Source organism: Brevibacterium sp. S22, from assembly GCF_004745485.1.
In the GTDB taxonomy this organism is placed as follows: domain Bacteria; phylum Actinomycetota; class Actinomycetes; order Actinomycetales; family Brevibacteriaceae; genus Brevibacterium.
Map to the genome: position 1 here is coordinate 154295 of NZ_RHFG01000002.1, position 25227 is coordinate 179521.

21 protein-coding genes are annotated in these 25227 nt (G+C 62.7%); 12 read left to right on the plus strand and 9 right to left on the minus strand.

Annotation, left to right across the window (positions count from 1 at the left end; translation table 11 throughout):
* Nucleotides 1–315 precede the first annotated feature (315 nt).
* From EB835_RS03030 to EB835_RS03050, 5 genes are all read left to right on the plus strand, one after another.
* Complete coding sequence (locus EB835_RS03030) at nt 316–756, plus strand: hypothetical protein (RefSeq protein ID WP_135808003.1); 441 nt, start codon at nt 316–318, stop codon at nt 754–756.
* A 58-nt stretch (nt 757–814) separates the two neighbouring features.
* Complete coding sequence (locus EB835_RS03035; RefSeq protein ID WP_135808004.1) at nt 815–1687, plus strand: class I SAM-dependent methyltransferase; 873 nt, start codon at nt 815–817, stop codon at nt 1685–1687.
* 335 nt (nt 1688–2022) lie between these two features.
* Nucleotides 2023–3198 carry an acetylornithine deacetylase gene (gene argE / locus EB835_RS03040; RefSeq protein WP_240688518.1) on the plus strand — a complete coding sequence of 392 codons (1176 nt, stop codon included), beginning with the start codon at nt 2023–2025 and terminating at the stop codon, nt 3196–3198.
* A gap of 178 nt (nt 3199–3376) precedes the next feature.
* Nucleotides 3377–3595 (plus strand): hypervirulence associated TUDOR domain-containing protein, encoded by a 219-nt coding sequence (locus EB835_RS03045; RefSeq protein ID WP_135808005.1) that lies wholly within the window; start codon nt 3377–3379, stop codon nt 3593–3595.
* The gene (locus EB835_RS03050) at nt 3592–4242 is read left to right on the plus strand and encodes a DUF488 domain-containing protein (RefSeq protein ID WP_135808006.1); all 651 of its coding nucleotides are present in this window, start codon (nt 3592–3594) and stop codon (nt 4240–4242) included. The genes EB835_RS03045 and EB835_RS03050 overlap by 4 nt, the downstream gene beginning before the upstream one ends.
* A 199-nt stretch (nt 4243–4441) precedes the next feature.
* On the opposite strand, the gene rplI is transcribed toward EB835_RS03050, so the two are convergent.
* From rplI to EB835_RS03090, 8 genes are all read right to left on the minus strand, one after another.
* Nucleotides 4442–4900: a 50S ribosomal protein L9 gene (gene rplI, locus EB835_RS03055; protein ID WP_135808007.1), complete on the minus strand. Its 459-nt coding sequence runs from the start codon at nt 4898–4900 to the stop codon at nt 4442–4444.
* Nucleotides 4901–4916: 16 nt separating this feature from the next.
* Nucleotides 4917–5156 (minus strand): 30S ribosomal protein S18, encoded by a 240-nt coding sequence (gene rpsR / locus EB835_RS03060; RefSeq protein WP_135537718.1) that lies wholly within the window; start codon nt 5154–5156, stop codon nt 4917–4919.
* Between the two features lie 46 nt (nt 5157–5202).
* A complete protein-coding gene (locus tag EB835_RS03065) occupies nt 5203–5832 on the minus strand; it encodes a single-stranded DNA-binding protein (RefSeq protein ID WP_135808008.1) in 630 nt (209 codons plus the stop codon).
* Between the two features lie 33 nt (nt 5833–5865).
* Entirely contained in the window at nt 5866–6156 is a 291-nt protein-coding gene (rpsF, locus tag EB835_RS03070) for a 30S ribosomal protein S6 (RefSeq protein ID WP_025779601.1), read from the minus strand.
* A 108-nt stretch (nt 6157–6264) separates the two neighbouring features.
* A complete protein-coding gene (locus EB835_RS03075) occupies nt 6265–7659 on the minus strand; it encodes a hypothetical protein (RefSeq protein WP_205749848.1) in 1395 nt (464 codons plus the stop codon).
* A 31-nt stretch (nt 7660–7690) separates the two neighbouring features.
* Nucleotides 7691–10084, minus strand: coding sequence for a transglycosylase domain-containing protein (locus EB835_RS03080; protein WP_240688519.1), 2394 nt, complete (start codon nt 10082–10084; stop codon nt 7691–7693).
* A gap of 402 nt (nt 10085–10486) precedes the next feature.
* Nucleotides 10487–12193 (minus strand): AMP-binding protein, encoded by a 1707-nt coding sequence (locus EB835_RS03085; RefSeq protein WP_135808009.1) that lies wholly within the window; start codon nt 12191–12193, stop codon nt 10487–10489.
* A 107-nt stretch (nt 12194–12300) separates the two neighbouring features.
* On the minus strand, nt 12301–13776 hold the full coding sequence (locus EB835_RS03090) for a CCA tRNA nucleotidyltransferase (protein ID WP_135808010.1): 1476 nt from the start codon (nt 13774–13776) through the stop codon (nt 12301–12303).
* 140 nt (nt 13777–13916) lie between these two features.
* Between EB835_RS03090 and EB835_RS03095 the strand changes: the two genes are divergently transcribed.
* The 7 genes from EB835_RS03095 (at nt 13917) to EB835_RS03125 (ending at nt 23718) form a co-directional block, all read left to right on the plus strand.
* The gene (locus EB835_RS03095) at nt 13917–14405 is read left to right on the plus strand and encodes an NUDIX domain-containing protein (protein ID WP_135808011.1); all 489 of its coding nucleotides are present in this window, start codon (nt 13917–13919) and stop codon (nt 14403–14405) included.
* Nucleotides 14402–16690, plus strand: a complete 2289-nt coding sequence (locus tag EB835_RS03100; RefSeq protein WP_240688520.1) for a DUF6049 family protein — start codon at nt 14402–14404, stop codon at nt 16688–16690. The genes EB835_RS03095 and EB835_RS03100 overlap by 4 nt, the downstream gene beginning before the upstream one ends.
* A gap of 3 nt (nt 16691–16693) precedes the next feature.
* Entirely contained in the window at nt 16694–18313 is a 1620-nt protein-coding gene (murJ, locus tag EB835_RS03105; protein ID WP_135808012.1) for a murein biosynthesis integral membrane protein MurJ, read from the plus strand.
* Nucleotides 18314–18335: 22 nt separating this feature from the next.
* Nucleotides 18336–20867 (plus strand): protein kinase family protein, encoded by a 2532-nt coding sequence (locus EB835_RS20750; RefSeq protein WP_135808013.1) that lies wholly within the window; start codon nt 18336–18338, stop codon nt 20865–20867.
* A 183-nt stretch (nt 20868–21050) separates the two neighbouring features.
* Nucleotides 21051–22037 carry a thioredoxin-disulfide reductase gene (gene trxB / locus EB835_RS03115; protein WP_135808014.1) on the plus strand — a complete coding sequence of 329 codons (987 nt, stop codon included), beginning with the start codon at nt 21051–21053 and terminating at the stop codon, nt 22035–22037.
* A gap of 122 nt (nt 22038–22159) precedes the next feature.
* Nucleotides 22160–22477 (plus strand): thioredoxin, encoded by a 318-nt coding sequence (trxA, locus tag EB835_RS03120; protein WP_025779581.1) that lies wholly within the window; start codon nt 22160–22162, stop codon nt 22475–22477.
* Between the two features lie 104 nt (nt 22478–22581).
* Nucleotides 22582–23718 (plus strand): peptidoglycan-binding protein, encoded by a 1137-nt coding sequence (locus tag EB835_RS03125; protein ID WP_240688521.1) that lies wholly within the window; start codon nt 22582–22584, stop codon nt 23716–23718.
* A 123-nt stretch (nt 23719–23841) separates the two neighbouring features.
* Here the strand turns inward: EB835_RS03125 and EB835_RS20235 are convergent, their stop codons facing one another.
* The gene (locus EB835_RS20235) at nt 23842–23988 is read right to left on the minus strand and encodes a hypothetical protein (protein ID WP_168216617.1); all 147 of its coding nucleotides are present in this window, start codon (nt 23986–23988) and stop codon (nt 23842–23844) included.
* Nucleotides 23989–25227 lie beyond the last annotated feature (1239 nt).

A 25227-nucleotide genomic window follows, 5' to 3' on the forward strand; every position in this document is an offset into this window, starting at 1 on the left:
CGACTTTAGCGAAATCGGCGGCCTCGACCCGCATCCGCCGGCGGGTTCACAGCTGAGAATTCGGCGTGCAGTCCGGGCGCGAGATCAGCTGAACCGCAGTCAGACATCCGACACCGCACGCAACACCCCATCCCACCCGCATCCAACACCGTTGCCCTCACTCCCACTCGCAAGCGGCATCGGCCACTGTTCGCGACATAACGCCCCGGTGCACCGGGTGGCTGTGCCGCTAACTGTAGGTGTTGAACACAAAAGCACACCGCGCCAGGTTCGAGCCAGGGCCTGCCCCACACCCATCGAGCTAGAGTAGCCACCATGGCTCGCCCCCTGAGTACCCGAGAACGCAGCGTTGCGCTCTTGATGATCCGCTCGGCCACGACGTCTCCCGACGAGGCCGACTATGCGAAGTTCACTCCTGAGCAGCGTGAAGGATGGGATCCACCGGTGCCGATCACCACCGAACAGAGACGACTCTGGGAGAGCAGCCTCGGCGAGGTCCTGGTGACTAGCGAATGCGATTGCGGGACCTGCCCGAGCATCGGCATGCGTCCCCACCTTCACGTCGACGATGAATCGCGCGATGATCAGGGAGGCGACGGAGATTGGTCGAATCGCGTCGTCCTCGCCGCTGGCACCGCTGGGGCGATGCTCCTCCTCTTCATCGACGACGGCTGCCCCAGCTATCTCGAACTGGCACCGATCGATGACGATCTGAGCTTTGGGGAGTTCCCCGATCCTGCATCGGTCGAAGTCTGATGAGGAAAGGGGCCGGGAGACGTCCGGCGAATTCCCTGAAGGCCGATAGGCTCGGTGGATGGAGTACTTCGAGAATCGTGAGCGAGCGGAATCCTTCGGCGAGGTGGCCACGGACTACGACGCCTACCGACCGAAATATCCTGCCGCGCTCGTCTCGACCATGATCAACGCCGCCGAGGCGGGGGCAGGTTCACGTGTTCCGCGCATCCTCGATGTCGGTTCGGGCACGGGCATCCTCGCCGTCCAACTCGGAGAGGCCGGTGCCGACGTCCTGGCGGTCGAACCCGACGCGGGGATGGCTGACGTCGCCCGGGCCAAGGGCCTCGACGTCGAGATCTCGGGGTTCGAGACCTGGGACAGCCGCGGCCGCACTTTCGACCTCGTCAGCTTCGGCCAGTCCTTTCACTGGGTCGACCCGATGATCGCTCTGCCGAAGATCCGAGACCTGCTCGAACCGGGCGGGAGTCTGGCTCTGGCCTGGAACGATATTGAGCCGTGCGGGGAACTGCGGACCCGACTCGACGCCATCACCGCAGGCTTCCATTCCGAGGGAACCACAGCGAGCCTCGGAACTGCAGCGAGCGCGGGGTCGGCTGCAAGTGCAGAGATGACGGCAAGTGCAGAGACGGCGGGGAACCAAGGACCTGCGGGGAATTCGGCAACGACGACGTCGAAGAACAATTTCGAACCCGTCGAGCACCCGGCACTCGCCCAGCTGCGCGCCATGAACCTCACCCCGCGGGAGTCCACTTTCACCGAAGACCTGCACTATTCACGGCACGGTTGGCTGTCGATGGTGTTCACTCATTCGGCTCAGCTGACGATGGACCCGGTCAAGCGAGCAGTCATGCGCGAAGAGATGAACGCCGAAATCCCCGCAGAGGGCCTCGCGGCTCGCAACGAGGCCCTGCTCATCCTCGCTCATAAGTGAGTACCCCTCACTGTCACCGACGCTTCGCACCGTTACCAGCACACCAGACTGGTGCAAAGGGAGGTTACGCGACCACCAGGACGTTGTGCGGCCGACGGGAGGATGAGGCCCTCACAGTGCGGGACGCATAGGACCACACCGTAAGAGCTCCGCACCCGTGCTCAACCCGTGGTCCGGTTCCACGCGGCACGAGCACGACACGTAGAGTGGGAGTGTCTGGTCACCGCAGTCCTGCACGGGGGCCACGGCCCTCTGGGGACCATCATGGCCCTTCGCCGCAGCCGACGCGAGACGACCGGATCGACGCCAACCGCATCCGAGAGTCAGGAGCAGTCGTGCCAGCGACACCCGCAGAGGCCACCATCACCGAGATCACGAATCTCATCACCTTCGATACGACGAGCCGGGACACGAACCTCCCACTCATCGACCACGTCGAAGCTCGCCTCGAGGCCGCCGGAATCGAATCCCGCCGGATCCCGAACTCGGAAGGCACGAAGGCGAACCTGCTCGCGACCATCCCCGCAGCCGACGGCACCACGACCGGCGGCATCGTGCTGTCCGGCCACACCGACGTCGTCCCCGTCGACGGCCAGGATTGGGCCTCGGACCCGTTCACCCCCGAGATCCGCGACGGAAAGTACTTTGCCCGCGGCAGCGCGGACATGAAATCCTTCATCGGCGTCATCCTCTCCCGCCTCGAGACGCTCAAGTCCGCGAACCTGCGCGAACCCATCCACCTCGCCTTCTCCTATGACGAGAAGATCGGATGCGTCGGCGCCATCGACCTCGTCAAGGCCGTCACCGAGGAGGGACTGGCTCCCCGCGGATGCGTGGTCGGCGAACCCTCGAGCATGCGCGTCATCCGCGGCCACAAGTCGATGAACGTCTTCCGCGTCGACTTCCACGGCGTCGCCGCCCACTCATCGCTCACTCCCGAAGGCGTCAACGCCATCTCCTATGCCTCCGAGTTCGTCGCCTTCGTCCACGCAGTCGCCGCGGAATTCCGCACCGAAGGGCCCTTCGACGAGGCCTATGTCGTGCCCTTCACCTCGGTCACGGCGAACACCTTTAACGGCGGCATCGCCGTGAATACGATCCCCGCCGAGGCGACCGTGCAGTTCGAGTTCCGCTCACTCGGATCCGTCGACCGTGAAGCTCTCATCGCCCGTTTCCGCGACGAGGCCGATCGTCTGGGCCGCGCCATGGCCGCCGAGAACGAGGCCGCCGGTGTCGATTTCACCATCGAGGCCGCCGCCCCGGGCTGCGAGACCCCGGCCGATGCCGACATCGTGACACTCGCCGCGAACTGGGGCGGCATCGCCACCGACGACAAGGTCACCTACGGCACCGAGGCGGGACTGTTCTCCGAGGCCGGCATCCCCACCGTCGTCTGCGGCCCCGGAGACATCGCCCAGGCCCACGCGCCCGACGAGTTCATCGAACTCGACCAGATCGCCGCCTGCGAAGCCTTCATCGACGCCCTCATCACCGACCTCAGCGAAGCCTGAACCAGCACGACCGTGCAGGACTGGTCCGAACTCTGATTCGGGTCAGTCCTGCTGTCTGGGTCGCCAGGATCGCAGCTGCCGGAGTCCTGGGCCTGAGCCGATCGTGCCGGCGCAGTTCCCAATGTGCGATCTTCGTGTTTGGATGGAAGAAGTTCATCCGGCGCAGGCAGGAGGCATCATGGCACACGACTTCTTCGTCGGCGACCACGTGGGATGGAACTCGGAGGCCGGGCAGGTCTCGGGCACCATCACGAAGGTCCACACCGCCGATTTCGACTATATGGGCCACACCCGTCGCGCCTCGGCCGATGACCCGCAGTACGAGATCAAGAGCGACAAGACCGATCACATCGCGGCTCACAAGGGCAGCGCTCTGCACCTCATCGACCACGAATGACAGACAGAACTCCCGACCGAGAACCGAGCACGACCGCCCGCGCAGAAAACAGCACGGAGCCGCCCAGCCTGCCGCCGTTCCTCACCGTCGGGCACTCGAATCGTTCACTCAACGAGTTCATCGAGCTCCTCACCGACACCAGCACCGAGGTGGTCGTCGACGTCCGCAGGCTGCCCGGATCGAACAGGTATCCCCAGTTCAATGCCGACACCCTCGAGACCGACCTCGCCGAGCACGGCATCGAACTGCGTCGCCTCGACGGGCTGACCGGCCGTCGACCTGTCAGCCGCACGGTGCCCTTCGACGTCAATGCTTGGTGGCAGAACCGCAGCTTCCACAACTATGCCGACCACTGTCTGACCGACGAATTCCGCACCGACCTCGACACCCTCATCGACTGGAGTGAAGACACACGTTGCACGCTGATGTGCTCGGAGGCCGTCTGGTGGCGCTGCCACCGCCGGATCATCGCCGATCAGCTGCTCGCCCGAGACCTGCCTGTCGCACATATCCTCGGCGCGGGTCATATCGACTCTGCCGAACTGAGCGAAGGAGCACGCCTCAACACCGGTCGTGAGGCCGGTCCAGAGGGAAACAACGCCGGCCCAGTCACCTACCCAGCCGACACAGATCACCCGGACTCCTGACCATCCATCACCGTCAGCGGCACACCTCACCGATGCAACGAGAGGTTATGCCACCCCCGCGATGATCTGAGAGCAACCCCGTCTCTGCGACGGCCACGTCGATATGAGGATCCGACCGCCCACCCACACCCACCCCACAAAAAACGCCGAGGCGGCACCTGAGTTCAGGTGCCGCCTCGGCGGTGGTGCGGTGTTCGGATCAGGCCTTGCCGATGACCTCGAACTTGATCTTCGCGGTGATCTCGTCGCCGACGCGCACAACAGCGTTGTAGCTGCCGGGAGTCTTGACGTGACCGGTCAGAGCAATCTGGCGGCGATCGAAATCGCGGCCGGTGGCCGTGTGCAGGGCCTCTGCCACGAGGGCGGGGGTGACGGCGCCGAAGAGGCGACCGTTCTTGCCGGCCTTCATATCGATGCGAGCCGTGGCCGACTCGAGTTCGCCCTTGACCTTCACTGCTTCGTCGTGATCGGCGATCTGCTTGGCCTGGCGGGCCTTGCGCAGAGCCTCGATGTGCTTCTCGGCGCCAGCGGACCAGGCCGAAGCCCAGCCACGAGGCAGAAGCAGGTTGCGTGCGTATCCGGCACGAACCTCGACGACATCGCCGGCGGCACCGAGGCCGTCGACTTCCTGGTTCAGAATCACTTTGCGGTTAGGCATGTCTGTCTCCCTCCGATCAGCGAGCTGAGCTCGAGTAGGGCAGAAGTGCCATCTCGCGGGCGTTCTTGACAGCCTTTGCGATGACGCGCTGTTCCTGCACGGTCACGCCGGTGACGCGACGTGCACGGATCTTGCCGCGGTCGGAAATGAACTTACGGAGCGTAGCGGTGTCCTTGTAGTGGATGGTCGCCGCTTCGCCCTTCTTGAGCGGATTAGCCTTCTTCTTGATAGGCTTCCGGATCTCTGGCTTTGCCATGAGTATCTCCTGTTAACGAATGTCTCGAAATGTCTTCAGACGTGGATCAGAACGGTGGTTCATCGGCGCCGGGGTTGCCCCAGCCGCCGTTGCCGCTCTGCGGGTTCGATGATGCCCACGGGTCGTTGGCGGGACCGTTGTTGCCCTGACCGTATCCCTGGCGCTGACCACCCTGCTGGCCGCCCTGAGGGCCGCCCTGCTGGGGGTTGTTGCCCCATCCGGAGGACTGCTGGTTGCCGAAGCCGCCCTGCTGGCCGCCTCCGCCCTGGCTTCCGCCGAAGTTGCCGCCGCCGAAGTTTCCTCCGCCGCCGGGGCTGTTCTTCGTCACCTGGGCGGTGGCGCGTCGCAGGCTGGGGCCGACTTCGTCGACGTCCAGCTCCATGACCGTGCGCTTCTCGCCTTCCTTGGTTTCGAAGGACCGGGACTTCAGTCGGCCCTGAACGACGACCCGTGTACCGCGCTGCAGAGATTCGGCGACGTTCTCTCCCATTTCACGCCACACCGAGCAGCGCAGGAACAGGGTCTCCCCGTCCTTGAACTCGTTGGCCTGACGGTCGAAGATACGCGGCGTCGAGGCCACGGTGAAGTTTGCGACTGCCGCACCGTTCGGTGTGAAGCGCAGTTCGGGATCGCTGGTGAGGTTCCCGACGACCGTGATGACTGTTTCGCCTGCCATTGGATCTCCTTGAAGCGAGGTAGCTGAGAGGCCTTACTTGGCGTCTGGGCGGAGGATCTTCGTGCGCAGAACGGACTCGTTGAGTCCGAGCTGACGATCGAGTTCCTTGGTCGTTGCAGGCTCGGCATGGAAATCAACCACGACGTAGTAGCCTTCGGACTTCTTCTGGATCTCGTACGCGAAGCGACGACGTCCCCAGATGTCCACGTTGTCGACGGTGCCGTTCTCAGCCGGGACAACCTTGATCAGGTTGTTCACGGTGTCAGCCAGCGTCCGCTCTTCGAGGTCGTTATCAAGAATGAGCATGAGCTCGTACTTGCGCATATGTCACCCACCTCCTCTGGTCTTTGCGGCCATGGTCGGTCCATGGCAGGAGGGTATATGCCTGTCCGTCCCGAATCCGCACTGTTTACGAAATGGGAACAGACCACACTAGTCTAGTCGACCGGTGCGCACGCTGTCATGTCCGGATTCGTGCTCTTCCTTACGTCCCTCATCGTGGTGATCCCCGCCTGCGGCAACGGAATCATCCGTGGGCATGCCCCCGGGTTCTTCCCCTCGCCGAGGCGGCCCTGGCGTGGCCATGGGACCGCGGATCCGTCGCCGGTAGAGGTTCTCCCCGGCCATGATCACAACGAGGACGAGCGCCAGCAGCCGCAGCAGGGTGAACAGGGCGACGAATGTGGAGTCGAGTCCTTTGTCCGCTTCGAAGCCGGAGACATCGCCGAGCTGGACGGCGATGGCGAAGACCGCCTCGGCGAGAGTCCAGACGATGAGCACCCACCAACGGCTGATGGACAGCGCTATGAAGGGCAGCAGCCACAGGCTGTCCCAGGGCATGAGGCCCGGTGCCAGCAGCAGACAGCCCCCGATGAGCAGACAGGTGGCGACTGCCGGATCGAGGCCGGTGCGGCGGACCATGTAGAGGGAGATCGCGACGGCGAGGATGACTCCGCCGCAGGCGATGATCCACAGCGGCGCCCAGACGGAGACGTCGCCGAGTTCGGCCATGAGCAGGATCGAGGCGAAGGATCCGCCGTCGACAGCATCGGAATACCAGTGGACGATCCGGTCGATCGCCGTCAGGTCGACGACCAGCAGCAGCGCCGAGGTGATCGTGGCCGCGGCCAGCAGCATCCGCGGATCCCGCGACTTCAGTCCCCGCGCCGGGTTCGGCCCGGCCAGGGTCAGTGCCAGGAGGACGAGCAGGGCGAGCGGGTTGATGAATCCTGCGATGCCCAGCAGCACTCCGGCCAACCAGCCGCGCGGGCGCAGCGGCGGGGATCCGAAGAAGAGGAGCATCGCCCACACGGCCAGGGCGAGAGCAAGCGGATCGAGAGTCGAACCGAGTGTGAAGAGGATGAGCGGGGAGGCGAAGACCGCGACCAGCCATCCCCGGTGGCGGGCAAGGACGAGGAGTCCCGCACCGAGGGCAGCGATGCCTGCGGTGTTGAGCAGGAGCACGCCGACCATGAACAGGGAGACATCGTTGGTGAACAGGTGGAACAGGTCGACCAGGCGGGCTTCGATAGGCGCCAGTGCTGATGCTCCGCCATGGGCGCGTCCGAGCACTTCGGGGTTGGCCTCACCGACGAAGGCCGTGGACAGAGGCCCTGTACACAGCCTCGCCGAGGCGGCCGGCTGTGCATATCCCGAGCTCAGACACGGGCCCTGCAGAGCCAGGGCGAGGAAGGTCGTGACGCCGAGGACAGCAGCCAGCGCATAAGCCTGGGAGCTGCGGAACCGGCGCCCGGCGACACCCAGATGAATGCCGACCGGACCGCCGAGCAGAGGCTCGGCGATCCGGGTAGACGACTTCGAGGACATGACTCGAGGTTACTAGCCAATACTCTCGAAACTAGTCATCTTCTCCAGGGGGCTTTGGCGGCTCAATCGGGAGCCCACCTGCTGGCCCATCATCCTTCGAGGATTCATCACCTTCCGATGATCCACTTCCGCCGTCTTCGGAGTCTTTATCACCGTCTCCGCCGTTGCCGTTGTCGGAGCCGTCGTCGTCGCCGGAGCCGCCGTCGTCGCCTCCGTCATTCTCATCATTGCCTTCGGAGCCGTCCTTCGAGCCTTCTTCCCTGCCCTTCTCGTCGTCCTTGGAGTCCGAGTCCTTGTTCTTGTCTTTGTCCTCGTCGTCCTTCGGAGTCTCGACAGGTGCCTCGTCCTCGCCCCCATCGCTGCCGTCGTTGCTGCCCGACGGCGCCTTGGGCTCGGGCTTCGGAGCCGGGGCCGGGTTCGTGTTCTTCGGCTTCGGCTTATCGGGCAGTTCGCCGCGAGCCGGGAACTGTTCGACCTTCTCGCCCTGCAGCGCGTCCTGCATGTATTCAGTCCACACCTGCACGGGGAAGGATCCACCGGTGACCTCACCGCGTCCGCCGTAGGCACCGATCGACGTCTGCTTGCCGTCGACTTCACGGTAGAGGACAACCGACGTCGCGAGGTTCGGGGTGTAGCCGGAGAACCAGGCCGCGGTATTCCCGTTCGTCGTACCGGTTTTACCGGCCGCGGGGCGTCCGAGGTTCTGAGCGTAGCTGCCCGAACCGCCGTTGACGACCTGGCTCAGAGCGTAGGAGGCCTCGGCACCGACAGCTTTGTCGAAGACGCGCTTGCCCTTGCCCTCGGCCTTGTAGACTTCCTCATCCTCGGCGCCCTTCATGACCTTCTTGATCGAATGGGTCTCGTGGTGAACACCATTGGCGGCGAACGTTGCATATGCCGAAGCCATGTCGAGGGGCTTGACGCTCGGCGTACCGAGCACATTCGAGGGGTTCTTGGTCAGCTCGATCGTACAGCCGCCGGTATCGCCGGATTTCATCTGCGCTTTCGTGCAGTTCGGGCTCAGACCCGCGCGTTCGGCGACGTCGACGGTCTTCTCCGGCCCGACCTGCACATTGAGGGCAGCATAGGCAGTGTTGATCGAGGACTGCGTGGCCTTGAGCAGGCTCACGGGTCCGTAGCTGGTGTTGCCGAAGTTGTTCACCGGCCAGGGAGTGCCGTCGTTGTTCAGCGTCGTCGGGCTCGAACCCGGATAGCTGTCCGTCAGCCGCACACCGTTCTCAAACCCGGCAACCAGTGCGAAGGGCTTGAACGTCGAACCGGCCTGCACATGGCTCTGCGTCGACGCGTTGAACGCCTGGTCGAGGTAGTTCTTGCCGCCGTAGAAGGCTTCGATCCCACCGTCGTCCGGGTCGATCGAGACGAGTCCGGCCTGCATGCCTTCCGGCTGGTCCTGCGGCAGAGACTTGATGGCCTGTTCGGCGGCCTTCATCCGATCCTTGTCGAATGTGGTGACGATGTTGTAGCCGCCGCGGTCCAGCTGAGCTTCGTCGATGTCGAGCTTCTTCAGCGCCTCACGGCGGACGAAGTCCCACATGTAGCCCTTCTGACCCGACAGCGAGGACTCCTTGTTCTGCTTCCTCACATCCGGCAGCTCGACCTTGGCGGCCTGCTCCTCGGTGAGGAAGCCTTCCTCGACCATGTTCTCGACCACATAGTCGAAGCGGTCTTCATAGGCCTCGGGGTTGTCCGAGGGGTCGGCTGCACCCGGGCGCTGGATCATCGCGGCCAGCAGAGCGGACTCGCTGACGTTGAGTTCCGAAGCCGACTTGTCGAAGTAGTTCTGGGCGGCCACTTCGACACCGTAGGAGCGACGGCCGAGGTAGATGGTGTTGAGGTAGTTCGCGAGGATCTCGTCCTTCGACTGCTGCTGGTCGATCTTGAGCGAGATGAACATCTCCTTGATCTTGCGATCAAACGAGTGCTCGTTCGTGAGGTAGAAGTTCTTCACGTACTGCTGGGTGATCGTCGAACCGCCACCCGCGTATTTGTTCGTGGCCACGCCGACGACAGCGCGGGAGAGACCCTTGATCGAGATGCCGCGGTTCTCATAGAACGAGGTGTCCTCGGCGGCGATCGCGGCTTTCCGCATGGGTTCGGAGATCTCATCGATCTCCACTGACTTGCGGTCCTCGACCTTGTACTGACCGATGGGCGTCTTGCCGTCGCTGTAGTAGATCGTCGAGGTCTGACCGGTCGCCTCGAGGTTCGGCTCAGGGATGTCGGTGGCCGCATATCCGACGGCGAAAGCCACGCACAGAGCGATGACGAGGCTGAGCCCGCCGACGACGAGCACGCGGATGCTCGGCAGGAAACGAGTCCATCCGCTCACACCCGCTCTGGGGTAGTTGAGCAGGTTCTTCGTATTCCTGCCGATGTTCTTGGCTGTGTGTTGTCCCTTAGCCACCCAAGGTCCTCCAGGTCAGTCAGCCTGCCGCAATGCGTGGCGACGAGGTCCGAAAAAGGTCAAAGACGCCAATCAGTCTGGCACGCATTCTTTAGTAGAGGGTGAAAAAGTGCTGAGCCTGACACCCTGCACAGGCACCAGGTTACCGAAAGGTTCTGTGAGTAACCCAGAATTCGGCGTCTCACCAGGCATTTTAATTCATGGCCGGAGAATCAACTATGACAGGTGCGTTCTTGCTCACATTCACCTGCCGATCCGGGCTTCCGCCAGCACCTCGTTCAAGCGTACGCCCACTTTTCGGCTCCCACCGACAGTCTGCGCCCCGATCAAGCGGGAGCTCACTTTTCGGCCCGAGTAACGATCGAAAAGCGAGCTCCGGCTTGAACGAGCGCCGCTGCGCCCTCAGCTCTTGAGGTCGAAGTCCGTATCGGCGTACTCATTGCCCTCAACGGCGGGTTCGCCGCTGAAGGGGTGGAGCTGGTCTTCGCGGGCCCGCAGCTCGACGCGACGGATCTTTCCGGAGATCGTCTTCGGCAGCTCCGCGAACTCGAGTCGGCGAATGCGCTTGTACGGTGCCAGGTGCTCCCGGCAGTAGGCGAGGATCGACCGAGCGGTCTCGGCATTCGCCTCGAACTTGCTCGACACGACCACATAGGCCTTGGGCACCGCCAGCCGCACCGGATCCGGCGAAGGCACGACAGCCGCCTCAGCGACGGCCTCGTGCTCGATGAGCACGCTTTCGAGCTCGAAAGGGGAGAGGCGGTAGTCACTGGCCTTGAACACATCGTCGGCGCGACCGACATAGGTGATGTAACCGTCCTCATCGCGAGAGGCCACGTCACCGGTGTGGTAGACGCCGCCTTCGAATGCCTCAGCGGTCTTCTCCGCATTGCTCCAGTAGCCGGTGGTCAGTCCGATGGGACGAGGATCGAGGCGCAGACAGATCTCGCCCTCATCGCCTTCCTCACCGGTCGCCGGATCGATGAGCACGACATCGAATCCGGGCAGAACCTTGCCCATCGAACCGTATTTGAGTTCCTGATCAGGTGAGTTGCCGATCTGGAGGGTCGACTCGGTCTGCCCGAAGCCATCGCGGATGAGCACACCCCATTCGCTGTGAACGCGGTCGATGATCTCGGGGTTGAGCGGCTCACCGGCACCGAGGGCCTTCGTCGGGGGATTCTTCAGGTGGCCCAGGTCGGCCTGGATGAGCATGCGCCATACGGTCGGCGGGGCGCAGAAGCTCGTCACTCCCACGCGATCCATGGTCTCCATGAGGTCGTTCGCGTCGAAGCGGGAGTAGTTGTACAGGAAGACGCAGGCCTCGGCGATCCACGGGGTGAAGATGTTCGACCACGCGTGCTTGGCCCACCCTGGTGAGGCCACATTGAGGTGGACGTCGCCGGGTGTCAGTCCCATCCAGTACATCGTCGAAAGATGACCGACAGGGTAGGAGACATGGGTGTGGGCGACCATCTTCGCCTTCGAGGTGGTGCCCGAGGTGAAGTAGAGCAGCATCAGATCATCGGCGCGCGACGTGCCCTGGGGGTCGAATTCGGTGCTCTCATCATCAGCATCGGAGTAGCTGTAGTCCTGCTGGCGAGTGGGCTCTCCGCCGACGACGATGCGGACGACATCGACATCGACGTCATCGAACTTCGCGGCATCCTCGGTGCCGGCGACGACGAACTCGGCATGACCGCGCTCGGCACGGTCGGTGAGGTCGATGGGACCCAGCTGTGTGGTTGCGGGCATGAGCACGGCACCGAGCTTGATGCCGGCGAGCATCGTCTCCCACAGCTCGACCTGGTTGTTGAGCATGACCATGACGTGGTCACCGCGTTTGATCCCGGCGCGGCGGAAATGATTCGCCACCTGGTTCGAACGCGCGGAGAGCTCCGCGAAGCTCCACTTGCCCTCGGAACCGTCCTGTTCGACGATCCACAGGGCCGGATTGTCGTTGTTGACCGCGACCTTGTCGAACCAGTCGAGGGCAAAGTTGAAGTGTGTGAGACGCGGCCATTCGAACTGATCACGGGCGGCCTCGTAGTCGGTGCGAAGCTCGATCAGCTTGTCGCGGGCCGCGCGGAATTCCTCGGTCACTGTCATTGTGGTCTCCTCACCTCTCGCCGCCGTCACCGCCTGTGACGTCAGACACAAATCTAAACGATTACGAAACTATCAGCACTGATCAGTCGGTGAGTAAGCGGGGTCGGTCACTGACCGTGGGACTCCCACCAGGCTCGCAGCTCCGCTTCGGCGCGTTCGGGCCCAAGTGGTCCGTGCTCCATCCGCAGCTCGAGCAGATGCTTGTACGCCTTTCCCACCAGCGGCGATGGTTCGATATCGAGGATCGTCATGATCTGCCGACCATCGAGATCCGGCCGGATCGAATCGAGCTCCTCCTGTTTCGCCAGGGCCTCGATGCGCGTTTCCAGGTCGTCATAGGCGAACGCCAGCCGGTCGGCTTTGCGTTTGTTGCGCGTGGTCACATCCGCACGGGTGAGGATGTGCAGGCGCGAGAGCAGCCGTCCGGCGTCCGTGACGTATCGGCGCACTGCCGAATCCGTCCACCCGGCATCGCCGTAGCCGTAGAACCGCAGATGCAGTTCGACGAGGCGGCCGACCGCCTTCGTCGTGTCCTTGTCGAAGCGCAGCGCCTTCATCCGCTTGGCCGTGAGCTTCGCACCCACCGCATCGTGATGGTAGAAGGTCACGGCACCACCGGGCTGGAAGCGGCGGGTGGCGGGTTTGCCGACGTCGTGCATGAGCGCTGCGAAGCGGACGACGAAGTCCGGCACTCGCAGACGCTGCGGGTCGTCGTCGGTCATTCCGGCTTCTTCCTGAGCCGCGGCGTACCGGCTCTCGAGCTCGAGAGCCTGACGCAGCACGGTCAGAGAATGCTGGTAGACGTCCTTGTGCCGATGGTGCTCGTCGGTCTCGAGCTGCAGTCCGGACACCTCGGGAAGAACGTGATGGGCGATGCCGGTGCGCACCAGCAGGTCGATTCCGGCGACCGGATCGATGCCGGTCATGAGCTTGACGAGTTCGACCTGGACGCGCTCTGCGGAGATGATCTCGATCCGATCGGCCATCGCCGTCATCGCCTCTTCCACGTCGGAGACGGGATCGAGCCCGAGCTGAGACGTGAACCGAGCCGCGCGCATCATCCGCAGCGGATCATCGGAGAACGAGTCCGCTGCCGTCCCAGGGGTGCGGATGCGACCGGCGATGAGGTCGTCGAATCCCTGGTGCGGGTCGACGAAGGTCTTCGAGGGCAGACGCACCGCCATCGCCCCGATCGTGAAGTCACGACGGACGAGGTCGGCATCGAGCTCCGAACCGAAGGCCACCATCGGTTTGCGTGAATCCTCTTCATAGGCTTCGGCACGGTAGGTCGTGATCTCGATCTGCACACCGGATTTCACGGCCCCGATGGTGCCGAATTCGCGTCCGATGTCCCAGTGCGTGTCGACCCAGTCCGCGATCAGTCCGAGGATGTCGTCGGGGTGGGCATCAGTGGTGAAGTCGAGGTCGGGCATGGGACGACCGAGCAGCGCATCACGGACGGAACCGCCGACGAGGGCGAGTTCGAAACCGGCTGAGGAGAACCTCCGACCCAGTGGGCCGAGGATGTGCTCGAGCTCATCGAGCTTGTCGTGCAGTCGGTTGTGCGCGGTCTGCGGATCCACCGAGCTCCTTCAATTCTTAAGATTTCTGCTCTTGCCCACGGGAACTCACCTCCCGCGTCCAGGCGCAAGTTCCGGTATCCATAAGCCTACCGGGAGCCGATGACACGAAACTTCCAAGCTTCGCCTACTAAGGTAGGAGAATGACCACACCGATGCCCAAGCCGGGACCCCGCACGTCCCGCCGCACCACAGTGGAGGAGATCTCCGCCGGTGGCATCGTTGTCGACTTCTCCCATCCGCTGCTGGCCGTGGCCGTCATCGCCCGCATCAATCGCGCCGGGCGGATCGAATGGTGCCTTCCCAAGGGACATCTCGAAGGTACGGAGACCCCCGCCGAGGCGGCCCGCCGTGAGGTCGAAGAGGAGACCGGGATCGCGGGGCAGATCATCTGCCCGCTGGGAACCGTCGACTACTGGTTCACCGTGACCGGAATCCGGATCCACAAACTCGTCCACCATTTCCTGCTGCGTGCACAGTCGGGGACTCTGACCGTGGATAATGATCCTGACCAAGAAGCGATCGATGCGGCGTGGGTGCCCTTCAATGACCTGCGTTCGCGACTGTCGTTCGCCAATGAGCGCCGAATCGTCGCCGCCGCCCGACCGATGGTGTCCCGACTGGAGCAGTGAAACCCATTCCCATCCGCCGACTGCGATTCCTCACCGCCCTGCTGAGCACGCTCCTGCTGCTCGCAGGGCCGGTTTTCGCATACCCGCTGCTGACCGCCGCCCCGGCCGCTGCCAGCAACGATGCGAACAAGGACGATGTCTCGATCACCCTCGACGAAGTGACTCCCTGGATCGATGACAAAGGCACACTGACCGTCCGCGGAAAGATCTCGAACACGACGAAGAAGGCGATCGAGAAGCCGAGCCTGAGTCTGCAGATGTCGACCCGCAAGCTCGATTCAGAATCCCGTCTGAGCTCCTGGAAGCAGGGACAGGCCCAACACCGCACCGTCGCCGACCTCGAACACGATGGAACCGAAGCCAGAAAGAAGGCGGAGAAGGACAAGGAGGCCGATTCCGACGACACCTCCGGAACCAGCCTCGGCACCTCCTTCGACGACACCATCGATCCCGGCACCACCGCGGAGTTCACCTTCCGAGTGCCCGCCGATGACCTCGACCTGAGTAAGTCCTCGCCCGTGAGTTCCTGGGGCCCGCGGGGACTTGCGATCCAACTCGGCGACGACACCGGTCTGCGGGCCTCTGCCCTCGGCTTCACCACGTGGTACCCGGACCCGGATTTCGACCAGACGAAGATCAGCCTGCTCGCTCCCGTCACCCTGCCCGGCCATTCCGAGGCCGGACTCATCCCTTCCGACCGACTCGATGCCGCCATCGCCGAAGGCGGTTCGCTCGACACGATCGCGAAGCTGCTCCGACACAAGGAGCTCGCTCTGGCGATCGACCCCAGAATCATCGCCTCCTTCGAAGCTGCGATCGCCGAACCGCCCCCCGCCGACGCACCGGAGGAGACCGAAGAGTCCGACGATGACAAAGGTGAAGAGACCCAGTCGCCGCCGGTCGCGGCCCCCGACAACGATGACGCCGATTCCAGCGCCGCCGAGCTCGAAGCCGCAGAAGACCAGCGCAAACGCCTCGACTCCTGGTATCAGGACTTCGTGGAGGCAGCACAGAAGCATACGATCGTCGCTCTGCCCTATGGCGATCCCGACCTCAGTGCTCTGCGCGGAACGAAGATCGACCTGCTGAGCACCTTCGCACAGAAGCAGCGCGAGATCGTCAAGGACGTCTTTCCCGATGCCCGCACGGACATCGCCTGGCCGGTGGCCGGAAGCGCGACGAAGAACGGGCTGCGTGCCCTGAAGAAGTCCGGCAATTCCACCGCGATCATCAGCGATGGTCAGCAGCCCTCGATCACCGGCATCCACGATGATGCGCATTCGCAGACGACGGTCACCGATGACGGGGAGTCGACGATCGACACTCTCATCTCCGATTCGAAGCTCACCGACTTGAGCGCCGAAGTGATCGCTGAGGACGACCCGGCCGGACCGATGTCCGAACTCGTCGCAGAGGCCGCAGTGATCCAATCCGAGGCGCCCTATCGCACTCGCAGCCTGTTCGTACCGCTCCCACGCGCGGCCGCCTCGGCGAATTGGGAGCAGACCGTCGAGGAACTCAGCTCGGCGCCGTGGATCGCCCCCACCGGGGTCGACGAGATCCTCGACTCCGGCTCCGAGGCGCGCGGACTGCTGCGCACCGATTCCGACGCTCCGCACATCCGGAAGAAGGCCGTGGAGTCCCTGGTCGAGACCCGGACGAACCAAGAGGACTTCAACAGCGTCTTCAGCGACCGCGACAGTGCCGATGTCCGGCTCGACCGCGAGCTGCTCACCTGCACCTCGGCGGCGTGGACGCTGGGCCGGAACGCGAACATCTGCGCCGGCCAGGCCCGTGAGCAGAGCCAGAAGCTCATGGACAGCCTGCACCTGCGCAAGGGATCGTCCGTCCTCCTCGTGACCGGTGAGAAGACGACGATCCCGGTGACGATCGTCAATGATTCCCCCGCCGAGGCGACCCTGCGGATCCGGATGAGACCGAACACTCCGCAGCTGCGGGCACAGGAGACGGAGACCGTGAAGGTACCGGCCGCGGAGACGACGCGTGTCGACGTGCCCGTCGAGGGCCTCGCCAACGCCGATGTGCCCACGACGATCGAGATGGTCACCGCCGACGAGGTGGTCCTGCCCAATCACGAATCACTCATGGTTCGGGTCCGCGCCGATTGGGAGAACATCGGCACCGCTGTGATCGGATTGGCTCTGGCCGTTGTGTTCGTGATCGGCTTGGTCAAGACCATTTCGCGCGGGCGCCCGAAGATCCCGGAACAGCAGCTGGCCGATGCGATGGCCCGCGCCAAGACCGACGAGAGCGAAAAGAGGTAGCGCTTGTCCAGCTTCTCATCCCTGGCCCGGTCCTCGGCGATCATGACCGCAGGCACCATGACCTCGCGTGTGCTCGGCTTCGTCAAAGCCTCGATGCTGGCCACCGCGATCGGGGTCAACTTCGTTCAGGCCGACGCCTTCGACATCGCGAACAAGGTGCCCAACACCCTCTACATGCTGCTCGCCGGCGGTGTGGTCAATGCCGTGCTCGTCCCGCAGCTGGTGCGCGCCTCGAAACGTGAGGACGGCGGCGAGGACTACACGAACCGCCTGCTGACCTTGTCCTTCCTCATCCTCGGCGTGGTGAGCGTTATTGCGACTCTGGCGGCACCGGTGCTCGTGTGGCTCTACTCCTCGGGATGGAGCCATGAACAGCTGGCGCTGGCCACCGCTTTTGCCTTCTGGTGTCTGCCGCAGCTGTTCTTCTACGGCCTCTACACGCTGCTGGGCCAGGTCCTCAACGCGAAGTCGTCCTTCGGTCCCTATATGTGGGCACCAGTGCTCAACAACGTCGTCGCGATCGCCGGGCTCGCCGCCTTCATCCTCATCTTCGGCACGAATAAGGTGTCTCCGCACGGACTCGACACGTGGACCCCGGAGAAGATCGCTCTCATCGCCGGGACGGCGACCCTCGGCGTCGTCGCTCAGGCACTGATCCTCATCTGGCCGCTCAAGCGGATCGGCTTCAAATACAAGCCGACCTTCGGATTCCGCGGAGTCGGACTCGGCTCGGCCGGAAAGGTCGCGTTCTGGACGTTCGCCGCGATGCTCATCGGACAGATCGGCTTCCTCGTCATCTCCCGCGTCGCCTCGGGCGCGTCGATCCCCGGCGATGGGAACGCCGCAAACACGGCATACACGAACGCCTACCTCGTGTTCATGCTCCCGCATTCGCTCATAGCGGTCTCTCTGGCCACGGCGCTATTCACCTCCTTGGCCAAGAACGCGACGAACGACGATACCGAGGCCGTCGTCGGCGACTTCTCCATGGGCGTGCGGATGGTCGGAATGGTCAACGCCTTCGCCGTCGCCGCGCTCGTCGTGCTCGCTTCGCCGGTGGCGATGATCATCGCAGGCGAGGGCCGGGAGCAGGCCACGGCCATCGGTCTGGTCATCATCGCCATGGTCTTCGGCCTCATCCCCTTCAGTGCGAACTATCTCGCGCAGCGGGTGTTCTATGCCTATGGGGACGCGAAGACCCCGTTCCTCATCCAGCTGCCGCAGATCGTCTTCCAATCCCTGGCGGTGCTCTCGGCGACGATCTTCCCGAAATCGGTGACGGTGGCGATCATCGGTCTCGTCATGAGCCTCGGCTACCTGTTCGCGATGGTCCTGTCCTTCTCCCTCCTCAAGAAGCGCCTCGGCGCCATTGATCTGCGTGAGATCCTCACTTCGCATCTGAAGTTCCTCCTCGCAGCGATCGTCGCCGGCGGGGCAGGGTTCGGTCTGCTCTACTTCTTCCCGGACTTCGCCTTGGCAGGACGATTGCCGGCGTTCATCACAACGGCCATCGTCGGCACTGTGATGCTGCTGTTCTTCATCGGAGCTTGTTATTTGCTCAGAGTCAGAGAGTTGCATTCGATTATTGGCGTGGTTGCTGGAAAACTAAGAAAAACAGCCTGAGCCCTGTCAATCCCCACCGGAGGTGGTCGCCCTGATCGATATCGAACCCGGCATGGTGGTGGCCGGCCGTTATGTCGTATCGACCGTCGACCGCCGGTGGCTGCCCGAGAAGCCCGAAGTCGGTGCCGTCTGCACAGGGCTCGATGCGATCCTCGATGAACCCGTGCTCATCCTCGTCGCCGATGCCGATGGGTCCAACGACGTCCTCGAAGCCGCCCGCCGCGTATCGATCCTCGGTGACCCGCGAATCGCCCCGACGCTCGACGTCGGACATTCCAATGGGCTGGACTACATCGTCATCAAGCGCATTGCGGTGACGCCGTTCAACCAGATCCTGCCGCGTTCGCCGCTGCCGGTCGACGCTGCGTGCGCCCTCATCGGAGAGGTCGGTTCAGCACTCGTGACCTCGGCCAGGCGAGGACTGTTCCACATGTTCCTGCGGCCGAGCGTGGTCGGCCTGACCTCGAAGGGTGCGGTGGTCATCGCAGGCATCGGCATCGATGCGGCATTGGCGCTGGACACCGGGCTCGTCGAGCAGAAGGACTACACGCCGACGAAGGCCTCACGTCGAGACGCCCTGGCTCTCGTCCAGCTCTTCTATACGGCTCTGACCGGGTATTGGCCCGGTGAGGAGTCCTTCGACGGCATTCCGCCTGCGGAGAAGGAGAATGCCCGGATCGCCCGGGCCCAGGCTCTCAATCCCGAGGTCCCTGACAAACTCGATGATTTCGTCAGTGGAACCATCACGGGTTCGGACCCCGGTCCTGGCTCCGTCGCTGAGGTCCTCGGCTATATCGACAGCTGGGACCCCGAGCTTCTGCGCTACGTCAATCGTGCTCCCGCGGCGGAGAACGAGAACCTGTTCGAGCAGTCGCCCCGCAGCTTCGACGAAGCCACCAGCCTGCCAGCACCCCGCGCTAAGACCATCGGACCCGGTCCCGGCGGTTCGGCCAGTGCCAGCGAAGATCAGGTGCAGGCTGCCCTCGTGCGAATCGGCATCACTCGTCCGGGCACGCGGGGACTGGCTGCCGGAGTGGTCGGACACACCACGGGGCGCTATGCCGACCGGATGCAGATGCGCGAAGCCTCGAGCTTCCCGATCGCCAAGGAACAGCTCGACAGCGCGGCTCAGGACTGGGAGGAGTGGCAGCCCGAGCAGACGTATTCGGAGTACTCGGAGTACGCCGAGCACGAGTACGACGAGAACCTCACGACCCCGATCATGAACCGGGACGACGATTCTGATCCCGATACTCAGGCGCTCGAGATCGTGCCCGAGGACGAGGGCGATGAGAACGATACTCGCGTGATCATGGACAACGACGAGGATGAGGACGACGGTTCCTGGTTCCTCGGCGGCATGTTCGAAACCAATGAACAGCAGCGCGAGCATCAGCGGCGTGAGTATGAGCGAGAACGTCGGATCGCGAAGGCCAAGGAGGAAGAGGCGCGTAGGCGTCTTGCCGCCTTCGAAGCGAGTTCGGCCACCCGTCAGCAGGAAGCCAACGCCGCCGCACCGCCCAAGGAGATGCGTCGGCTGTCCCCGGACACCGTTGATGATCACGGCTCCGTTGATGACACCGCCGAGGAGGCTGAGAGCTCCTCATCTGTCCGTCCGGCCGAGCGCAAGGCTGGGAGACCACGCCAGCAGCACAGCGATTCGACCGATACAGCTCAGTCTTCGACTGCGCAGAAACGTTCGGCAGCCGCCGGGACAGCGGGCGTTGCCGGTGCTGCTGCAGCAGGAGCCGGAGTGAAAGCCGGGGCGAACAAGTCCGGGCGCTCGAGTGGAGCAGGCAACGGATCGAGCAGACCGGGTGGCTCTGCGAGTGCGAGTTCCGCAGCCGCGGGTGCGTCGGCCGGGCCACGAACTGCTGGCTCAGGCGCCGGCAGCGCTGCTGCGGGCGGCGCAGCCAGCGGCTCCGGTGGTTCCGGTTCCGACGAGCGTGATCCCGCGGCCACACGAAAGCCCTTCCTGTGGTTGGTTCTCGGCCTCGCGGTCGTCGCGGCCATCGTGGTCGGAATCGTCGTCATCGGCTTCAACTCAGGCGACGAGGATTCCACCCCGGTGAGCGAGACCTCGGCTCCCAGCGATCAGCCGACGAAGAAGGAAGAGAAGACTCCGAAGGCCGATCCGCCGAAGATCGAATCCGTCGAATCTCTCGATCCGGAAGGCGATGGAGAAGAACACGACAGTGAGACCGAGAACGTGATTCCCAAGACCGAAGGGTCATGGAACACCGACCGGTACAACTCGGCGAGCTTCGGCAACCTCAAAACGGGTGTCGGTCTGCTCTTCGGATTCGAGGATGAGACCACCATCAGCGAGGTGAAGGTGGCGTCGGAGAGCTCCGGAGGCAAGTTCGAGATCCGCGACGGCGACGATCCTGCGGATGCGAAGGTCATCGGCGAAGGCGTCTTCGATTCCGAAGGGGCTGTCACCGTCGAATTCGACGAGAAGGTCGAGACCGACGAGCTCATCCTCTGGGTCACTGAACTGCCGCAGACCGATGGCGGCTATAAGGCCACCATCAGCTCCGTGAAGTTCTCCTGAGCGGACCCACGCCCACGTTCGGTCGACATCATGCTGCCTCATCGCTGCGGCCAGGAGAGGGTGTCGGCCCAGATGCAGGTGCGGAATAGTCCTCGGCACCGTACCGTTATAGATACGAACGTCATTTCGCGCGGCAGTCCGTGGCGCGAGCAGCAGAGCAGATAGAAGCAGGGAACTTTTCACATGACTGATACTCAACTGGTGATCATCGGATCGGGTCCGGCCGGCTACACCGCAGCCGTCTATGCCGCCCGCGCGAACCTGGCACCGGTCGTCATCGCAGGTTCGGTGACCGCCGGCGGTGAGCTCATGAACACCACCGATGTCGAGAACTTCCCCGGATTCCCTGCCGGCGTGCAGGGCCCCGAACTCATGGAGAGCATGCGCGAGCAAGCTGAGAAGTTCGGTGCCGAGGTCATCTACGACGATGTCGAGACCCTCAAGCTCAACCCCGGTGCCCATGAGATCGAGACCGCTTTGGGCGCTCGCTATACCGCCAAGGCCGTGATCCTCGCGACCGGCTCGGCCTACCGAGAGCTGGGACTGCCCAATGAGAAGAAGCTCTCAGGTCATGGAGTCAGCTGGTGTGCCACCTGTGACGGATTCTTCTTCCGCGATCAGCACATCGCTGTCATCGGCGGCGGCGACTCCGCTCTTGAGGAGGCGACCTTCCTCACCCGTTTCGCGTCAAAGGTGACCTTGGTTCACCGTCGTCAGGAGCTGCGCGCTTCGCAGGCGATGCAGGATCGTGCGAACGCCGATGAGAAGCTCGAGTTCCTTCTCGACTCCGAAGTCGCCGAAGTCCACGGTCAAGATTCGCTCACCGGCCTGACCATCCGCAGCACCGTCACCGGAGAGACCTCTGAACTGCCCGTGACCGGAATGTTCGTGGCCATCGGTTCCGATCCACGCACGAGCCTGTTCGCTGATCAGCTCGAGATGCGCGCCGACGGATACCTCAGCGTCGATGGTCGCACCTCGAAGACCTCAGTCGAAGGCGTTTTCGCTGCCGGCGATGTCATCGACTCCGTCTACCGGCAGGCGATCACCGCGGCCGGTTCGGGATGCTCGGCAGCACTCGACGCCGAACACTACCTCGGTGATCTCGAGGCGGCTTCCAAACCGGCCATGGCGGAAGCAGCTGTTGCGGAAGCATCCATCGCTTCCTGATCTCCAATCAGCCGCATGTATGCTGCTCTCCCGCGTCGATCGGGCACAGCAGACCCATCGGGGAATGAAAGACCCAACACCACTGTTCTGGTAGAGACATTCGTTGTGAAGGAAGGTTACCCATGTCGACAGAAGTCACTGACGCAACATTCGAAGAGAACGTACTGAAGTCCGACAAGCCTGTGCTCGTCGACTTCTGGGCTCCCTGGTGTGGCCCCTGCCGTATGGTCAGCCCGATCGTTGACCAGATCGCAGAAGAGCACGCAGACAAGCTCAACGTGGTCAAGGTCAATACCGACGAGAATCTTGAGACCGCGAGCACCTACGGAATCACTTCGATTCCGGCACTCTACGTCTTCAAGGACGGCGAGGTCGCGAAGACCATCATCGGCGCGCGTCCTAAGCCTGCTCTCGAGGATGAGCTCTCCGACTTCATCTGATCGAGTTCTAAGGCGCCTGTTGTAGTATCAACAGGCGCCTTAGGCATATCTGAGCGCCACCGAACACTGACCCTCGAACCGCATCACCGAAGATTGGCACCGCATTGACGAACACGAACCTACCGCGCTACTCGCGCGGCGATATTTCTGAGATGCTGCCGAATATCAAAACTCAGATGGCCCGCCTGGGGCTCAGCGTCGGTGATACCGAAATCGCAGACTTCGATCGTGACTTCGAGCTCGGAGTCAGGCAGTTCCAGCAAGACCGTGGAATCCTCTGCGACGGCGTGCTCGGCCCTGAGACGTTATCAGAGCTCGAACAGGCAAGATATCAGCTCGGCGACCGAGTCCTCCGATTCGACCCCGTCAGGGTCCTTACAGGTGACGATGTCGTCAACCTCCAAACCAAGCTGGCAGGACTCGGCTTCTATCCGGGCCGGATCGATTCCGAGTATGCCGCTCGCACCGAGTCGGCTGTCAAAGAGCTGCAGATGAGTCTGGGAACAAAGGTCGATGGAGTGACGGGACCCCAGACCCTTCGAGGACTCACTGCCATCGACCGCAATCAGGACACAGGCAATCTCTTCGCGCTCCAGGAGCGAGCCCGCGTGGCGGCGTCGGGAACATCTCTCGTCGGCAGAACGTTTGTCATCGAAGCTGCTACTACAGTTGTAGATTTCCAGACCTTGCCGATGACTGATGAGCAGTCCGCCCTCGAACGCCAGATCACTCTTGATATAGCAAGCCGCCTTGTTGGCCGATTGGAGGCCATCGGCGCGGGTGCACTCCTTTTGGAAGGCGACGCCGTTGAAGTCAACCGGGCGGATACGCTTGATGCATCAGCCGTCATCACAGTCACAGCTGACGTGAGCAAGTCCAAGGACGCCAATGGCGTTGCAACCTTCTACTTCGGTCACGAGCGTCAGTCAGACCTCAACTCTCCGACAGGACAGAAGCTCGCGCAGCTCATCCAGGGTGAGGTCGTCGCTCGCACCGGAATGCTGGACTGTCGCACACATGCTCGTACGTGGTCATCTCTCAAGCGACTGAGAACCCCCAAAGTTCATGTCGTCAGCGGCTATCTTACGAACCAAGGGGACCGAGAAAGCCTGCAGGACCCCCATGTCAGGGATGCAATCGCTGACGGCATCGCAGCCGCCCTGCAGCGCCTCTACATCCTTGAAGACAAGGATCCGCAGACCGGCACGCTCAGCCTGGATGCCATCAAAGCTCTGAGCTGATCGACCAGTCGTCACCGGCGCCGTGCTCCGTTGTCGGAGCACGGCGCCTCTCCTGGTGCGCCGAACCAAGATTCCTATACGCTTGTTCGTCTACCGGATCGGTCCGAACAAACCTCACCGAACTCAGATCTCGGTGAATGCCCCGACTTGGTTGTCTGCACTGGTCACATTGCGAACGCTGAGCAGCAACACCGACCAGAACGCTACATCGGACGATAGCGTATAGCTCGCCTTCAGCCGGGTCAGAAACCGCAAGAGCTGCCGTTTCACGTGAAACATACTTTGAGAGCGTGTTGCTTCGCCACAGAAGTCTCGATCTAATCGAGCACGTCATAGAATGACTTGTAGGATCGAGCACTCGAATAGGAGACCGATCTGCGGACAGTCTCTACTAATGTGGACATTTCGCCAGTCACAGCCCATGCTGTTTCACGTGAAACTGCCCCTTCACCTTCCAATCCACGTGAAGGGGCGGATCTCTACCACGAAGCAGATTTCAGTGGCAGACGATGTTTCACATAAAACACGGCGCCGGCACAAAGATTGCCAGGATTCCAGCGCCTCACGTCCTGTTCTCGCCAGGACACTCCGGTGTACATCCGCTCCGGCCTCCGCGACCCTCTGAAATCGATTTGTACGTACTCTAAGGCTGGATCAGGATAACGCGATGACAGTGGCCCGCCGATTACGCAAACCAGCTCCCAACGCACGGAGTACTTCTCAACAAGTTCAATCTCAGACCGGGAGTGTCAGTCTGACTGATTCGGGAACGAGATAGGCGCGGGCACATCTACCTCGGTCAGAACCGCACCTAGAGATGGTCAATCTAACGTCCTCTGCAAGGCCATTATCAACAAGAATCCTCGACAACTACGCAGGCGGCTCCTGGGCACTCATCATTAAGATACCCTCAAATGCAGTTCACCAGGCCCGTCGACTCCCAAGTGTATGATCTGAATGGATTCAAAGCACTCACCGCGTTTCACGTGAAACGCGACCCGATCTTGCGGGTGGGAGGCACGAATCGACGCCAATGATGCACTGCCCGCTCCAACCGGTCTTTAGGCATCCTCGCTTCCGTCTTCGGCAGCTCAATAGACACGACCAACGGAGGTATTGAAGAATCTGAGTGTCGTTTCACGTGAAATATAGATCTACGGACGTTAGGCCAGACGTCGACCCCAGAGCTTAGCCGACTATGTACCCACCTGATGTTACTAACTACCCTCGGGTTGAGCTCTACAAGATAGTCCGCCAGCGGATGAATCAAACAAACACACCTGGTCACCGAGATCTTATGGTTGCCAAGACAACCTAAGTAATGTCACAAAGCGCGGTCTCTAACGGAACATGACCTAGCGTCGTTACCGTTCGGACAAGTCCATGACCAATCGCCCAATCTTCGACAACTGAAGGCACTACCCATAACCATTCCCCAGTGAGTGCCTTCTCCTCCTCGTACCTCAGCGCGTGGTTCTACCCGAGGTTTCACGTGAAACATTCGTCAGA